This is a genomic window from Spiroplasma endosymbiont of Melanargia galathea (assembly GCF_964031075.1).
Classification (GTDB): domain Bacteria; phylum Bacillota_I; class Bacilli_A; order Mycoplasmatales; family Mycoplasmataceae; genus Spiroplasma_A; species Spiroplasma_A apis.
In genome coordinates this window covers 42,776-59,349 of sequence record NZ_OZ035000.1, presented here as the reverse complement: position 1 = coordinate 59,349, position 16,574 = coordinate 42,776, and the positions used below count along the sequence as shown (strand labels likewise).

Sequence of the window (16,574 nt, the reverse complement as noted above, 5' to 3'; positions counted from 1 at the left end):
TAGATTTATTTTAAAGATATTACCATTTTTAATAAAAAAAATAAAACCAATTTTGGATTTATCCAATTTTGGTTTTAGTTTGTACTTTTTCTGTATCTTCTATGTCGTCTTCTGAAATAGAACCATCCTTATTTGTTTTGAATACCTTTTTAACTTTTCCATCCTCGTCAGTAACAACAAACTCACCTGATTTTGATTGTTCTTTTAGAAGTTTTTCAAGCTGTAGTGATATAGCCATAACAATTTGTGATTCCATTAAAAGAGTAGTTCGTTCTTGCTCGTCTAAACCTTCAGATAACCTTTCAAAAGCTTCTTTAACATCGTTCGGAGTGAATTTTTTACCAGATAATCCAAATTTAGATACAATTTTGTCTAATTCTTGCTGCGACAATTCTTTAGTGATTTTTTGTTGATCTTCGAACATAGAATCCAATTTATCCATAAGACCTTTTAAAATTTCATACTGAATACTCAATTTGCGAAGTGTCTGTTCGTCATCTTTAAACTCGTTATTTAACTCAGTGAACCTTTTATTAACACTATCACGAGAGAAGTTTTCTTTTGTAATACCAATTTCAGCCAGAATATCATCAATATCTGTCTCGGTAATGTTGATAACTTTCTTTTCACCTTCGTTTGGATCGAATTCAACTGACACATCTTCTTTTTGTTTGAAGAAAGAAGTATTTAGGTTTATGATAGTTTCTTCTGCAATATCTATCTTCATCTTGTTAAATAACTTAGCAGATTCTTCAACATATTGGTGAAGTGGGTTGTTTTGAGCATATTGTTGCAAGTAAATACCACTTCTTAGTTTTTGAGCTAGGTTGATGTGTCTTGTTCAATATTTGTCAAAAGCTTGCAAAATAGTGCGACGTTCTAGTTCGGTAATTACATTCTCTGGTACATCTTTAATTTTGAATATGTAAAACTCCATCATTTTTTTCTGAACTAACTTCGCCATTTCGTTTTTTTCAAGTCCATCGAAATCAGATTCTATTAAACTATCTTCCATAACAAAGACATTATTTAATTGATTAATAAGAGTTTTGATTCTAACTGTTTTTTCTCCACGAACAAGTTCTGAACTGCGATCTACCAATTCATATGCAATTGTGTATTGAAACTTTTCAAGAACAACTTTCAGATCTGGTTGTAAAAGAATGTCATCTCTTTGAGCATAAATGGCTTCTCTTTGTTGACTCAAAATATTATCATAATCAAGAACATTTTTTCTTTGATCAAAGTTTAAACCCTCAAGTTTTTTTTGAGCGTTAGTGATTGCTCTTGTAAACATCTTAGATTCTATGTGATCATCACCTAGTTTTAAAAACATTTGTCTAACTTTTGGTGCTGTAAAACGAACCATAAGATCGTCTTCCATCGATATATAAAACTTTGAGTCCCCAGGGTCACCTTGACGACCTGCACGTCCTCTTAACTGATTATCAATACGGCGAGCTTCATTTCTTTCTATTCCAATAACATATAAACCACCCAATTGTCTGGTTTCCTCTGTTAATTTAATATCAGTACCACGACCCGCCATGTTAGTAGCTAAGGTTATTGCTTTAAACTGTCCAGCTTTTTCAACTATTTCTGCTTCACGATGGTGATTTTTGGCATTAATCATTTCAAACTTTAGTCCAGCTTTATCAAGATAATGGGCAACTTGTTCTGATGACTCAACGCTTGTAGTACCTATAAGTATTGGTCTTCCTTTTTCATTTATTTCTTTGATATCTACTATCAATTTTTTAAATTTGGCGTGTTTTGTACCAAAAGTAAGATCTGGTTCATCCTTACGGATAATTGGTTTATTAGTTGGACAGACAATAACCCTTGTATTATAAATTTTAATAAACTCTTCTTCTTCGGTTTTAGCAGTACCTGTCATACCCGCTAGCTTACTATAAAGTCTATAAAAGTTTTGATAAGTTATTGTTGCTAAAGTAGATGTTTCTTCCTCTATTTCAACATTTTCTTTAGCTTGTAATGCTTGTTGTAAACCATCACTATACGCTCTACCTGGCATAGTTCTTCCTGTAAACTGGTCAATTAAAATTATTTCATTATCTTGGACTGTATATTCAATTTCAGCTTTAAAAGTGAAGTTGGCTTTCAAAGCATTCATAATTAAGTGAAAAACCTCAGTATTTTTAAAATCAAAAAGGTTGTCTATACTAAAAAACTTTTGCGCTTTCTTAATTCCTTCATCAGTCAAATAAACTTGTTTAGATTCCAAATCAATTTCGACATCAGCGGGTTCTTTAAGTGTTTTGGCTAGGGCGTCTGCAGCCTTGTACATATTTACCCTATTTTGGCTTCCACCAGATATTATCAATGGCGTTCTAGCTTCGTCAATTAAGATAGAATCTGCCTCATCGATAATTGCATAATTAAGTTTTCGTTGGGTTTTTTGAGAGTATGAATATACCATATTATCCCTTAGATAGTCAAAACCTAATTCTGAGTTAGTAGTATATGTGATGTCTTGACTATAGGCATCTCTTTTCATATCCTTTGTAAGGTCTCTTCCGTTCAAACCAACAGTTAATCCTAAGAAATTGTAAACTTGTCCATTAATTTCACTATCTCTTTTTGAAAGGTACTCGTTAACTGTAACAACATGTACTCCTTCACCTGTAAGAGCATTTAAATATGCTGGAAACAATCCGGTTAAAGTCTTACCTTCACCGGTTCTCATCTCTGCGATGTCACCTTCGTGTAATATGATACCTCCAATAAGTTGAACTTTGTATGCCCTTAATCCAAGAACTCTGTATGCAGCTTCTCTGACAGTTGCATAGGCCTCTACTAATAAATCATCAAGAGTTTCGTTGTTTTGCAATCTTTCTCTAAATTCTAAAGTTTTTTCCTTAAGTTGCTCATCAGAAAGTTTTTCAAATTTTTCTTGTAAAGAAATTATTTGATCGGCTATTTTACCGTGTTTCTTTATTATAACCTTGTCTCTAGCCATAGGTATCTCCTTTTTTTGTTAGATAATATTAAACCAATAACAAAGTAATTATAACTTTTTTTTAAAATAGTTACTATTTTAATTCAACCTTTTTCTTGCAAAATAACTTACAAAGGCAATCAAAAAACAAAAAGTCTAAATATTTATTTTTAAATAATCCAACTTAAACCTTTATTTTTTTCATATATGTGAGAAAATAAATTTGGTAACGATGGTGATTTATTTGAAGGTACCTGATGTTGATAAAGTTCTTATCTTTGAAGAAACAATCAAAAAATCTAAATTTATTACCTATATAGGTAGAGTTGAAAACAAATCTGATTTAGAAGAATTTATAAATAAGTATCGAAGAATAGATGCACGACACAATTGTTGAGCTTATAAATATGGCTATGAAAATCCAAAATATGGTTACAATAATGACAGCGAACCCATAGGAACAGCCGGCGAACCTTTATTAAGACTAATTGAAGTTAACAAGCTGACGAACATAATAATCTTTTGTGTTAGATATTATGGTGGCATCAAGTTAGGAACTGGCGGGCTTCAAAGAGCTTATAGTAATGGTGCAATCCAGTTACTAAAAGAGATGAGTTTTAGTATTTTAGAACTCAAATTCAGTCTAAAAATAAGTTTTAATATTAGTCACTTAAAAAAAATAACAACTTATCTACATAAATTATCTATCAAAGAGACAACAAAAGAGTTTTGAGAAGATACTGTTGTATTGGATTTTTTTATAAACGATTTAGAACTTCTAAATCCCATCAGTAACGAAATAGAAATAATAGCAAAAAAATATGATTATTATTAGGAGAATGAAAAATGGAAGAAAAGAAAAAGGTCGTAATAGTTGATGGTTATCATTTATTACATAAAGGATATTACGGTTCTTTAAAAAGGAAAAAGGTTGCTGTAAATCGTGAGGGAGTGCTAATTAATGCACTTTACGTGTTTGTAGCAAAAATATATGAAATGATTAATAGCAACAATTATCACACAGTTATTGTTACCTTTGATGTTGGAAAAGAATGTTGAAGAAGAGATATTTATCCTGCTTATAAAGCTACAAGAAAAGAAACGCCAAGTGATTTAATACCACAAATGCAATTAGTAAGAGATTTTTTAACATCTGCTAACATCCCCTGATATGAAAAATGTCAGTACGAGGGAGATGACATCATGGGCACAATAACCAGGATTGCTGTCAAACTTGGTTATAAGGTTGATATTATTTCAAATGACAAAGATACTTACCAACTAATATCAAAAGATGTAAATGTAATCTCACAACAGTCTAAAAAAACAGAAAAAGAAACCATAACAGAAAAAGAAGTTTTTGAAAAGTTTGGATGTAAACCATCACAAATACCAGATATGAAGAGTTTGTTGGGTGACCACTCAGATAATATAAAAGGTGTTAAAGGGATGCATTACAACACGGCAATCAAACTCATAGAAAAATATGGAAGTGTCGAAAACATTTACAAAAATTTAAGTGATTTTCCACCTGAACATAGAACTAGGTTAGAAAATTGTCGCGAACAAGTTATTATTAACAAAAAAATAGCAGGTATTTTAAAAAATGTAGATCTTGGGAGAATCAACTTTAAGCCATTACAAGTAAACTATGTAAGGTTTATGGGTTTTCTTAAAAGAGAAAAAATGTGAGCTTTTACAAAGATTATTGAAGACAAGGTTCAAGACCAATTAAGAAAAAGGGAAGATGCACTTCTCTTAAAGAAAACAGAATTAAAAAAATAAAAATACTCGTTTTGGAAATAAACGAGTATTTTTATTATTCGTATGTGTTTTCAGAGATTCTTTTCCCATTTTCGTCGACTTCATAAAGACGTTGTGTTAGAATTTTCACTTGTTCCTTAGACACTTGTAAAATTCCTCTATGTACATGAATATATTTTTTTATATTTTCGTGTTCATATTTCAAAACACCAATAATGAGTGTTGAAACTATCGGAATATGTCTTGAGTATATAGTCATATCACCGGCGCTAGTTTGAACACCAACATAGTTAACTTCAATATCATTTAAGAAAATTCCGTCGGGTGTGATTACTTTAAGCTTCATTATTTATTTTCTTTTTTGAATCTTTCATTTACTTCATCAATAGAACCCGCATACATAAATAATGTTTCTGGAACGTCGTCCATCTCTCCATTTAAGATTGCTTTGAATGATCTAATTGTTTCTGATATTGGGACATACTTACCACTTCTTCCAGTGAATTTTTCTCCCACAGTAAATGGCTGTGACATGAAGTTTCTTATTTTTCTAGCCCTGTTAACTATAATTCTATCTTCCTCAGATAGTTCATCCATACCTAAAATAGCTATTATTGATTGTAACTCTTTGTATTTTTGAAGAGTCTCTTGAATGCTCAAGGCTACAGAATAGTGATCTTCACCAACAATACTTGGATCTAAAATTCTTGAACTCGAGTCAAGTGGATCAATGGCTGGATAAATACCTAGGGCTGCAATTGATCTATCCAAAACAACCCTTGCGTCAAGGTGAGCGAAAGTGGTTGCTGGGGCTGGGTCTGTTAAGTCGTCTGCTGGTACGTAAACTGCTTGAACGGAAGTAATAGAACCTTTTTGAGTAGATGTAATTCTTTCTTGCAAAGCTCCCATTTCAGTTGCTAATGTTGGTTGGTAACCAACAGCAGATGGCATTCTACCTAATAACGCCGATACTTCAGACCCTGCTTGTGTGAATCTAAAGATGTTGTCAATGAATAGTAGTACATCTTGATTTCTTTCATCCCTAAAATATTCAGCGATTGTCAAGCCAGTAAGAGCAACTCTCATTCTAGCACCTGGGGGTTCGTTCATTTGACCAAAAACTAAACTAGTCTTATCAATAACCCCTGCTTCTATCATTTCATAATAAAGGTCGTTACCCTCTCTTGTTCTCTCGCCTACTCCAGCAAATACTGAGATTCCACCGTGAGCTTTTGCAACGTTATTGATTAATTCTTGAACAAGAACTGTCTTACCCACTCCTGCACCACCAAATAAACCAATTTTTCCACCTTTTGAGAAAGGCATCATTAAGTCTACAACTTTTATTCCAGTTTCTAAGATTTCAGCTGATGTAGTCAATTCATCATATGTTGGTGCCGCTCTATGAATGGGCATTCTTTTTGATTGAACAGGAGGTTTATCATCAATAGGGTCACCTAACACATTAAACATTCTTCCAAGAACCTCGTCTCCGACAGGTACAGAAATTGGTGCTCCTGTATTGGTAACTTCCACTCCTCTTACAAGACCTTCTGTTGGTCCCATGGCAATAGTTCTTACAAGATCATCTCCAATATGTTGGACAACTTCCAAAACAAGCTTTCCACCGTTGTTTTGTAATTCAATAGTATTATACAAGCTTGGCATTTCATTTTCTTTGAACTTAACATCGACTACCGGACCCATAACTTGAATAATTTTACCTTTAGTAATTTTCATTTTTTATACCTCCTATATTAATTATCATTTTGAGCATTAGCTCCACCAACAATTTCACTAATTTCTTGTGTTATGTTTTCTTGTCGTTTTCTATTATATAAAACTGTTAGCTCTTGTGATAATTCCTTTCCATTTTTTGTAGCTGACTCCATAGCCATTCTTCTACTTGCTTGCTCGGAAAGCTGAGATTCAAGTATTGTTCCAAAGATTATTGTGTTCAAATAAAGTGAAATAGACGTAGCCAAGACTGTTTCTGGGTCTGGTTCAAGTGTAATAATCTCTCCCGTATTTGATTGTTCTTTTTTTTCAATCGGAAACATATTTATAATGCTTGGTTCGAATGTGGCATTATTGATGAATTTTGTATAAACAATATTAACTGCATCATATTTTTTTAAAGTATATGCTTCCAGGATATCAGATGCAATTTCTCTTGCTTGTTCGTTAGTAAAGTCAACATCAATATTTGTAACTTTGCTCTTGATATTGAAATTATATTGATTACAAAAATTGATTGCTTTTGTCCCAATAGCAATTATGCTATCTTCTTGTTTAATTTCATTTTGAACAAGTTTAAAAATATTTGCATTGTAACCGCCACACAATCCCAAGTTAGAAGATATCAAAACTCATAATGTATTATTAATTTGTTGGTTAGGTTTTTTCAAATAAATCGAATCTTCTGAGTTGGAAATAATATAATTGAAAACGTCGTACACCTCTTCAAGGTAATTATGAATTTCACCAACTCTACGAGTGATTTTTTTTAATTTGGCTGTTGCAACTAATTCCATTGCCCCTGTTATTTTACCGATATCTTTAACTGATCCAATTTGTGTTTTTAACTCACTAAGGTTTGGCATCTATAATTTGCTCCATTCCTTTTGGTCACCAAAGTCTGATGCTTTTCATCCTTTAATTCCGGTAATTATTTTTTTAAGAACAATAACAATTTGTGCTTCAATTTTTTTTGTTAGTTCTTCACTGAACTCTTGTTCTGCTTCTAATAATTTTCTTAAGGCTTGTGCTGTTTTATCATTATTGAAATGGAGCAACAGCGCTTCTTTGAAAATTGACATTTCACTTACAGGAAGTCATTTGATTAATCTTTTTTTAATAGCTAAAAGTATTATAGATTGATCAATTTGTGACAACGGATTATACTGTCTCTGTTTTAATAACTCCACAATTTTATTTCCATGGTTTAATGTAGCCTTAGTTGTCTCGTCCAAATCACTACCAAATTTTGCAAACGCTTGTAATTCATAATATTGTGCTAGTTCTAATTTTAATGTACCGGCCATTTGTTTAACAGCTTTAATTTGTGCAGAAGAACCTACCCTTGAAACAGATAAACCTGTGTCAACAGCTGGTCTAATACCAGAGTTGAATAACTGATCTGAAAGGAATATTTGTCCGTCTGTAATTGATATTACATTAGTAGGAATGTAAGCTGATATATCTCCAGCTTGAGTTTCAATAATTGGTAGAGCGGTTATGCTACCACCACCAAATTTTTCATTAACCCTTGCTGCTCTTTCTAAAAGTCTAGAGTGTAAGTAAAATACATCTCCTGGATAAGCTTCACGACCTGGTGGTCTACGAAGTAGAAGTGCAAGCGTTCTATATGCAACGGCATGTTTAGAAAGATCATCATAAATAATTAAGACATCATCTCCTTGAGACATTCATTCCTCTGCAATAGAAACACCAGAATAAGGTGCAAGATATTGCATTGGAGCAGATTCACTAGCAGAAGCTGATATAACCGTTGTAAATTCCATTGCTCCAGCTTGCTTTAACTTTTCGACAACCTGTGCTACTGTTGATTCTTTTTGACCTATTGCAACATAAACACATTTAACATTTTTACCTTTTTGGTTTATTATAGTGTCAATTGCTATGGCAGTTTTACCAGTTTGTCTGTCACCAATTATAAGCTCACGTTGACCTTTTCCAATTGGAATAATTGAGTCTACCGAAAGCAAACCTGTTTCAAGCGGTTGATCGACAGATTTCCTTGACATAACTCCTGAAGCTATTTTTTCTACTGGAGAGAACTTGTTTTCTTTGAAAGGTCCGTTACCATCTATAGGCTGACCAATACCATTTAAAACTCTTCCAAGTAACTCATCTCCGACAGGTGTTTCTACTACTCTCTTTGTTCTTTTGACCTTGTCACCTTGTTTTATTTGTGAATCATCACCAATAATAACAGCACCAACAGCACCATCTTCAAGACTTAAAGCCATACCATAAATATCGTTGTCAAAGATTAAAAGTTCACCCATCATAACTTCATCAAGTCCGAATAATAAGGCTACACCGTCACCGATACTGGCTACGACACCTTCTTCATTTTTAACTATTTCTTTTCCGTAATTTTGAATTTGTTTTTTAATAACCTCGGAAATTTCGTTGATTTTTAGTGGCATATTTTCACCCCTATTTTCTATTTTGTAATATTTGAAGTTTCATATCTTCTATTTTTCCTTTTATAGAAGAATCAAACCTATGATCGTTGATTTCAACTTTTATTCCAGCAATAAGTGACTTGTCAATCAGATTTTCAAGTGTAATTGTTTGGTTAAGTTTCTTACTAAGTTTCAATTCTAGTTCTTTAATAAGTTTTTCATCTAACTTCTCAACAGAGTAAATATAACCTTTTGATATCTCAGTTGCTTTTAATAAGTTGAATTCCACTTTTTTGAAAATACTTTTAGTTGCTGAGATTAAATTTCGTTCTGTTAAGAGTTTTAAAACATTTAACAAGTTTTTATCTAAATTAGTATTCAAAAAAACTTTATCCAGAAAGTTATATCTTGTATTTAAATCTATGAAATTATTTTTTAGAAAAATTGATATTTCATCATTTTCCATAAATATTTTTCTTATTTTATTTGATAATTCAATATATTCTTTAATGTTATTATTTTCTATAGCTATTGAAGAGATTGCACTTGCCCAATTATTTATTAGACTTTGTTTTATTAACATCTTAACTACCTAAGCCATTCAAAAACTCGTCGATGAGTTTTTTATTTACATCATTAGATACATTTACATCCATAATTTTATTTGCGGCTTCAAATGCTAGATCAATAATTTGCTTACGTATTTCTTCGTTGGCTTCATTTTTCTCAAACTCAATTGTTTTTTTCGCATGATTTTGGATATTTGCCGCCTCTTTACGTGCATTCTCAATAATTTCCATTTTTAGTATATCTGCTTCGCCTTTAGCTTTAATAACAATTTCTTTTGACTCTACTTTTGCAATATTTATAAGCTTCTCTGCATCTTTTTTATCTTTATTTGCAATAGCTTGTTTTCCAGAGGCATCGTCAAGAAGTTCATTGATTTTTTTTCTTCTTTCAGCAATCATTTTTTTGAAAGGTTTGTAAACAAGTCTGGATAAAAAGATAACTATTACAATTGTTGCAAGAACGTGAGCAATAAACATTGGTAGATTTGGAAATAAATTATTAACAATATCTGGTACACCAGGAGCTGATTCGCTCTTTGTCAACAAAGTATCTGTATGATAAAAATTAATTAACTGCATAAATTAACAACAAGGCAACAACTAAGGCATAAATTGAGCCAGATTCACTAATACCAGCGACAATAATCATTGTTGTAGTTATTTTTGGTGCAACCTCAGGATTTCTTCCAATCGCCATACATGCACCATAACCAAGTATACCTTGCCCTAAACTAGCACCAAAAACCCCGACACCAGCGATCCCAGCACCAAGATATTTTAATCCTTTTTCGATATTACCTTCAGCAAACATTGGTAATAATGTAATTCAATTTCCCCCAAAGTTTAGGAAAAAATTTGTAAGTACTTCTGTAAACATTTTTATGTTCTCCTTTTTAAATTCTTAATTCTTTTGATAATTTTTCTTTTCTTTTTAGCTTTTTAATATTTTCAGACTCGGACGCATCTCCATCTGTTTCGTGTTCACCATCTTTTGCGTTACCTCAATATGAGAGTGTAAGCATAACAAACACTATAGATTGAATGACCCCATCAAATAAATCGAAGTATAAATGAAGTCAAGGCATTAGTGCAGTAGTGAAGATGTTGAACCCTCCTCACCAATACGTGAATTGTCTATGTCAGTCTTCTTCAACAAGCTTAGCGATATTTTCTTTTACAAAAATTGTTCCTTGTAGACCGATCATCGTACCGTATAACAAGCCCAGAATAATGCTACCGCCCAGCATATTACCAAATAACCTAAATGAAATTGATACTAATGGAACAAATTGTGTTAGTAGTTCAACAGGATTTAAAAATTTTTTAAAAAAAGCAAGCTTTTGATATCTTATCCCGTAGTAATATATTCCAAAAAAGGTTACTAGTCCCATTGAGAGAGTAACTGTAAATGAACTTGTTAAAGGTTCAAACCCAAGAATTGCTAGTATGGATGATATCACAACATACATAAATATGTACATCGCATATGGTGTCAAATGTTTAAAACCTTTACCCATAACTGTTACTATCATATTTTCAACTTGAGTGATAAACGTTTCGGTTAAGACCAAAAATCCGCTCAGTTGTTGCCCATCTTTTTTGTTTCTGATTTTGACGTTATAAACAATACAAAATGTACAAATTACGATAAACGTTAAAAATATTGATATAAGTTGTGGATTTAGAAGATTTCAATTTTTTTGTAAATTTTCTTGCATCTTGCCAATATCCCCCTTTTTATGCCTTATATAGAATTATTTGCTAGTAAATTTATAAAAAAAACTAGTTAGGATAATAGATCCTAAACCAATCATTACACTGAATATATTTATGTACATTGGTAAATAAAAACTTATAAGGAATGGAACCACATATATGCCAAGTCTCAATATTGAGAAAAAAACGTAAAGATATGGATTTTGCTCATTTAGCAAAATCTTGATCGATACTTTTATACATATAAAAGCCATAGTACCTGCGAAAACTGATAATAAGAAACCAGCGCTTCACGAATAACTAATTTTATTAAAAACCCCAAGAGTTATCAATATGGTCAATATTATTGAATAAACGGGTAATAAGGTCAAAATTAACTTTTTTCACTTAATAAAAAAATTTTTTAACATCTTTCTTACCATTCCTAAGGTTCCATCTCAAATATAATACTCCTAAAATTTACATAAGTCTATAAATTAAAAAACAGATAAAATTGTGAAAAAAAATTTTAAAGTTATTTAGTTCCAAATATTCTATCGCCAGCGTCTCCCAACCCCGGTTCGATGTAACCTTTTTCATTTAAAACAGGGTCTAGACTTGCTGTGAAAATGTCAACGTCAGGGTGATCATTTTGCAATCTTTTAACACCCTTTTCAACTGAAACAAGGCACACAAATTTGATATTTTTAGCACCTCATTCTTTAACTATTTCAATAGCTTTTGATGCACTACCACCTGTTGCCAACATTGGGTCAACAACAAGTACAAAACTATTTTCAATATCTTCAGTTTTTTTAGCAAAGTATTGCACGGGTTCTAAAGTTTCTTCGTTTCTGTATAAACCAACATGGGCGATTTTAGATGTGGGAACTAGCTTCTGAATCCCCTCTACCATACCTAACCCCGCTCTTATTATTGGAACAAGTACAACAGGAATATCAATAGTTACTCCGATAGTTTTAGTTACAGGTGTTTTTATTTCTATCTCTTTCAGAGGTATATTTCGAAATACCTCATAGGCCATTAGTTGTCCTATTTCGTTTAGATTTTCTCTAAAATCTTTTGATGAGGTTTCTTCTCTTCTCATTCTTGTTATTTTATCCATAATTAATGGATGTTGAATAATTGTAAAAGCCATTTTTCTCCTTTAAAGTTTTTCCACTCTTTTTTGGTGTCTGCCACCTTCAAATTTAGTATAAATAAATAAATCTACAAGACTTATTGCTTTTTCTACAGTTGATATTCTTGCTCCTAGTGCTAGTATATTTGCATTGTTATGTTGCCTTGCAAGAATTGTTGTCTCTTCTTCATAACATAATGCTGCTCTTGCACCGTCAATTTTATTTGCGGCGATTGAAATACCTATTCCAGAGCCACAAATGACAATACCTAGTGAACTATCGTCATTAACAACCAAGGAAGCTACTTTTTTACCATAATCTGGATAATCAACAGCTTCGTTTGAATCGGTACCGATATTTTCAACTTGTATGTTGTTTTTTTCAAGATGATCAACTATAGCATTTTTCATTTCTACTGCTGCGTGATCATTTCCTATATATATTTTCAAACCACTTTCCCCCTGATAAAACTATACACCATTTTTTCATTTCAATTAAAAAAACTTGTTATAAAACAAGTTTTAATATTCTGAGTCGTAAGTGTCTTTACCTCTTTGAATAATATCAGCTGATCCTGTTAATCCAGTTCCAGCAGGGATTAAGTTTCCTAACATAATGTTTTCTTTTAAACCTTCAAGTTTATCAACTTTACCCTTGATAACTGCTTTAACAAGAACACGGGCTGTATCTTGGAATGACGCACTTGATAATCAAGAATCAGACTCAAGTGGTGCTTTTTTTATTCCAAATATTACGTGTTTTGCTAATGGAGGTTTTTGTCCGGCTTCAATAGCTTTTAAAACCTCTGTTCGATAATTTCGTGAAGATATAATTTCTCCTGGAAGAAGTGGAGTATCTCCAGAATCAATTATTTTTACTTTGTTTAACATTTGTTTAACAATTATTTCTATATATTTATCAGAAATTTCAATACCTTGTAAACGGTAAACTTTTTGAACTTCTTTTAATATGTAATTTTGAACATCTTCAATTCTAGCTACCTCAAGCAATTCTTTAATATTTATTGCACCTTCGGTAAGTTTTTGTCCCCTTGTAACTTCGTCACCTTCTTTAACACGCGTAATTGCACCATATTGAGATTTATATTTTCTCTCATCTTGGTCTGAAGTAACTGTTATAGACAATATTCCATCTTCTTCTTTCGCTTCTTTAACCACACCATCGATTTGAGATATGATTGCAATTGAACCTTTTGGTGTTGTAACATCGAGTAACTCTTTAATACGTGGTAGCCCTTGGGTAATATCGGCTCCACCAGCAACACCACCAGTATGGAATGTACGCATTGTAAGTTGTGTTCCGGGTTCACCAATTGATTGAGCAGCAACTACACCAACTGGTTCACCAATTGAAACAGGGTCACCAGTTGCTAAGTTGATACCGTAACATTTTTGACAAACACCTCTATTGGTATCACAAGTCAAGACAGTTCTAATGTTTACTTCCTCAACACCGGCCTTAATTATTTCGTCAGCTATGTCAATTGTTACTAAATCATTTGTTTCAACAATGATTTTACCAGTATGATCTCTAATTGTTTCGAAAATATATCTACCAACAAGTCGGTCTTTCAAAGGAACAATTATGTTATCATGTTTTGTTTCAACAATTGAATGAACATTAAATCCTTTGCTTGTACCACAGTCCTCTTCGGTTACAATGATTTCTTGTGATATGTCTACAAGTCTTCTTGTTAAATAACCAGAGTCAGCTGTTTTAAGAGCCACATCGGCCATACCTTTTCTCGCACCGTGGGTTGAAATAAAGTATTCAGAAACGGTTAGACCTTCTCTAAAAGAAGATTTAATCGGAATTTCTTTAATATCACCCTTAGGGTCATTCATAAGTCCCCTCATACCTACAAGTTGTGTGAAGTTAGAAACATTACCACGGGCACCAGAATCAGCCATCACAAAGATTGGGTTTTTAGTATCCTTTTTAAGAACATCTTCTAGTTTTGTTTGAATTTTATCTTTTACTTGTGATCATACATTTATGACACGACGTTTTTTCTCGGTCTTAGTTAACATACCAAGGTTGTAAAACTCTGTAATTTGTGCAACTTTTTCATCCGCAATTTTGAAATCTTCAAACTTTTCAGTATAAGCAACAACATCGGCTGCACTAATTGTAGTTCCAGACTTAGAAGAGTATTTGAATCCTAAGTCCTTCATATTATCTAGCATTTGTGCAGTTTTTTGTGCTCCATATGCTTTAAAGTATCTTTCAATAATTAATGAGAGTTCTTTTTTCTTGATTGGTTGTTGTATTACATATTCTTCTTGAATATATTTACGTAAATCAATATCGGAAGGTAATAAGAATTTTTTAATTTCTTCTTCAGCATTCAATATATTGTTATTAACAATTCAAGGGAACTCTTCATTGAACATTTGATTGAAAATGATTTTTCCGACTGTGGTGATTAGATATTTGTCTTGGTCTTCTTGACTAAACATTTTATTTTTAAGTTCACTAACTGGTATTGCAACGATAGCATTTAGAGAGACTGTATCAGTTTCGTATGCTATATGAACTTCTTCGCAAGAAGAGAATATAGTTGCTTCTCCTTTTACTTGATTTGTTTCATTACTTTTTTCTTCAGTTGTAATGTAATAGTTTCCAAGAATCATATCTTGTGTTGGAGTTACAATTGGTTTTCCGTCTTTAGGACCCAAAATTGCCTTACTTCCAAGCATAAGAGCTCTTGCCTCAGCAACCGCTTCATCACTAATTGGTAAATGGACTGCCATTTGGTCACCATCAAAGTCGGCGTTAAATGCAGTTGTTACTAGAGGGTGTAAACGAATAGCTTTCCCTTTTACTAATTTAGGTTCAAATGCTTGAATACCTAAACGGTGAAGAGTCGGTGCACGGTTTAACAATACTGGTCTATCTTTTATAACTTCCTCAAGTACGTCTCAAACTTTAGAATCATTTGCAGCGATCATTTTTTCCGCTACTTTTACATTCTCAGCTAACTCATTTTCTTGTAGTCTTCTTATAACAAATGGTTTGAATAATGTGATAGCCATATCACGAGGAATTCCTGCTTGATACATTTTTAAATCTGGACCAATAGCAATAACTGATCTCCCTGAGTAGTCAACACGTTTTCCTAAAAGGTTTTGACGGAAACGTCCTTGTTTACCTTTAAGAATTGATGTTAAAGATTTTAAAGCACGTTTGTCTTTTCCGGTTACAGGTCTTGGCTTACGTTCATTATCTAGTAATGCATCAACAGCTTCTTGTAGCATACGTTTTTCATTATTAACAATTATACTTGGTGCACCCATTGTTTTAACTTTTTTAAGACGTTCATTTCTGATTATTATTCTTCTGTATAAGTCGTTTATTTCAGATGTTGTAAACCTTCCTCCATCTAATTGGATTATTGGTCTAATATCTGGTGGGATTACAGGTATTACATGTAATATCATTCACTCAGGTCTTGATTGTGATTTTTGTAGTGAATCTAAAACTTCAAGACGTTTCATAAGTTTATTTTGTTCGGTTGAACCTTTACGTTCTTTTAAATCTTCTTTAATCTTAGCTATTTCTTTAGAAAGATCTATATTACTTAGAAGTTCTTCAATTGCACTTGCTCCAATACCAAACTTAGCTTGAATATTTCTCGAAATGAATGAAGCTGCCTCATCCATTGAGAATGGTGTTTGTGGAGATTTAAGTTGTTGTATTAAGATTTCCGCTCTTTTTCATTGTAATGATTCTGGTTCAAGGTTTACCTTGATGTCTTCCAATGTTTTCAAGAGCTTCTCTCTAGTTTTTAAACTTGCTTTTGCATTACCAAGATCTAGTACTTGTCCTCTTTTAAGGTGACGTGAGTTTCCAGGATCAAGAACAATATGACTTACAAAGTATACTACTTCTTCAACTTCTTTTGTTTTTAAATCTAAAATTGAAGCGATTCTTGAAGGAGCTACTTTAAGCATTCATATATGTGTAACTGGTTCTTCTAATTCAATATGTCCCATTCGTTCACGTCTTACTATTGACTCAGTAATTTCAACTCCACAACGTTCACAAACTTTTCCCTTATTTTTAACTTTTTTATATTTACCGCAACTACATTCGTAGTTTTTAGTTGGTCCAAAGATTCTTTCGTCAAATAGACCTTCTTTTTCGGTTTTCAGTGTCTTATAATTTATTGTTTCTGGTTTTGTTACTTCACCACGTGATCAAGATCTAATCACATCAGGAGAAGCAAGCTCTATTTTTATCATTCTTTTATTTGGGTTTCCCATTTTAT

At 32.4% G+C, this 16,574-nt stretch carries 15 protein-coding genes; 2 read left to right on the top strand and 13 right to left on the bottom strand.

Features of this window, described 5'->3' with window-relative positions; all coding sequences use genetic code 4:
* Positions 1-58: 58 nt before the first annotated feature.
* The gene (gene secA, locus AAHM92_RS00290; RefSeq protein ID WP_500222494.1) at positions 59-2,980 is read right to left on the bottom strand and encodes a preprotein translocase subunit SecA; all 2,922 of its coding nucleotides are present in this window, start codon (positions 2,978-2,980) and stop codon (positions 59-61) included.
* A gap of 211 nt (positions 2,981-3,191) precedes the next feature.
* Here secA and AAHM92_RS00285 point away from each other — a divergent pair, with 211 nt between their 5' ends.
* The gene (locus AAHM92_RS00285; protein ID WP_500222493.1) at positions 3,192-3,794 is read left to right on the top strand and encodes an IMPACT family protein; all 603 of its coding nucleotides are present in this window, start codon (positions 3,192-3,194) and stop codon (positions 3,792-3,794) included.
* A gap of 11 nt (positions 3,795-3,805) precedes the next feature.
* Entirely contained in the window at positions 3,806-4,744 is a 939-nt protein-coding gene (locus tag AAHM92_RS00280) for a 5'-3' exonuclease (protein ID WP_500222492.1), read from the top strand.
* A gap of 34 nt (positions 4,745-4,778) precedes the next feature.
* On the opposite strand, the gene AAHM92_RS00275 is transcribed toward AAHM92_RS00280, so the two are convergent.
* The 12 genes from AAHM92_RS00275 to rpoC form a co-directional block, all read right to left on the bottom strand.
* A complete protein-coding gene (locus AAHM92_RS00275; protein ID WP_023788836.1) occupies positions 4,779-5,069 on the bottom strand; it encodes a FoF1 ATP synthase subunit delta/epsilon in 291 nt (96 codons plus the stop codon).
* Complete coding sequence (atpD, locus tag AAHM92_RS00270) at positions 5,069-6,463, bottom strand: F0F1 ATP synthase subunit beta (protein WP_500222490.1); 1,395 nt, start codon at positions 6,461-6,463, stop codon at positions 5,069-5,071. Before atpD ends, AAHM92_RS00275 begins: the two co-directional genes overlap by 1 nt.
* A 17-nt stretch (positions 6,464-6,480) precedes the next feature.
* Positions 6,481-7,326, bottom strand: coding sequence for an ATP synthase F1 subunit gamma (gene atpG / locus AAHM92_RS00265; RefSeq protein ID WP_500222489.1), 846 nt, complete (start codon positions 7,324-7,326; stop codon positions 6,481-6,483).
* Positions 7,327-8,898: a F0F1 ATP synthase subunit alpha gene (gene atpA / locus AAHM92_RS00260; protein ID WP_500222487.1), complete on the bottom strand. Its 1,572-nt coding sequence runs from the start codon at positions 8,896-8,898 to the stop codon at positions 7,327-7,329.
* Between the two features lie 10 nt (positions 8,899-8,908).
* Positions 8,909-9,460, bottom strand: a complete 552-nt coding sequence (locus AAHM92_RS00255; RefSeq protein ID WP_500222486.1) for a F0F1 ATP synthase subunit delta — start codon at positions 9,458-9,460, stop codon at positions 8,909-8,911.
* Position 9,461: 1 nt separating this feature from the next.
* The gene (gene atpF / locus AAHM92_RS00250; RefSeq protein WP_023788831.1) at positions 9,462-10,025 is read right to left on the bottom strand and encodes a F0F1 ATP synthase subunit B; all 564 of its coding nucleotides are present in this window, start codon (positions 10,023-10,025) and stop codon (positions 9,462-9,464) included.
* Entirely contained in the window at positions 10,012-10,257 is a 246-nt protein-coding gene (gene atpE, locus AAHM92_RS00245) for an ATP synthase F0 subunit C (protein ID WP_407636226.1), read from the bottom strand. The genes atpF and atpE overlap by 14 nt, the downstream gene beginning before the upstream one ends.
* 82 nt (positions 10,258-10,339) lie before the next feature.
* Positions 10,340-11,164 carry a F0F1 ATP synthase subunit A gene (locus tag AAHM92_RS00240; RefSeq protein WP_023788829.1) on the bottom strand — a complete coding sequence of 275 codons (825 nt, stop codon included), beginning with the start codon at positions 11,162-11,164 and terminating at the stop codon, positions 10,340-10,342.
* Between the two features lie 36 nt (positions 11,165-11,200).
* Positions 11,201-11,572, bottom strand: a complete 372-nt coding sequence (locus AAHM92_RS00235) for an MG406 family protein (protein ID WP_500222484.1) — start codon at positions 11,570-11,572, stop codon at positions 11,201-11,203.
* A gap of 104 nt (positions 11,573-11,676) precedes the next feature.
* Positions 11,677-12,300 carry a uracil phosphoribosyltransferase gene (gene upp, locus AAHM92_RS00230; protein WP_023788827.1) on the bottom strand — a complete coding sequence of 208 codons (624 nt, stop codon included), beginning with the start codon at positions 12,298-12,300 and terminating at the stop codon, positions 11,677-11,679.
* A 9-nt stretch (positions 12,301-12,309) separates the two neighbouring features.
* Positions 12,310-12,732 (bottom strand): ribose 5-phosphate isomerase B, encoded by a 423-nt coding sequence (gene rpiB, locus AAHM92_RS00225; protein WP_500222483.1) that lies wholly within the window; start codon positions 12,730-12,732, stop codon positions 12,310-12,312.
* Positions 12,733-12,804: 72 nt separating this feature from the next.
* Positions 12,805-16,569 carry a DNA-directed RNA polymerase subunit beta' gene (gene rpoC, locus AAHM92_RS00220; protein ID WP_023788825.1) on the bottom strand — a complete coding sequence of 1,255 codons (3,765 nt, stop codon included), beginning with the start codon at positions 16,567-16,569 and terminating at the stop codon, positions 12,805-12,807.
* Between the last annotated feature and the right edge of the window lie 5 nt (positions 16,570-16,574).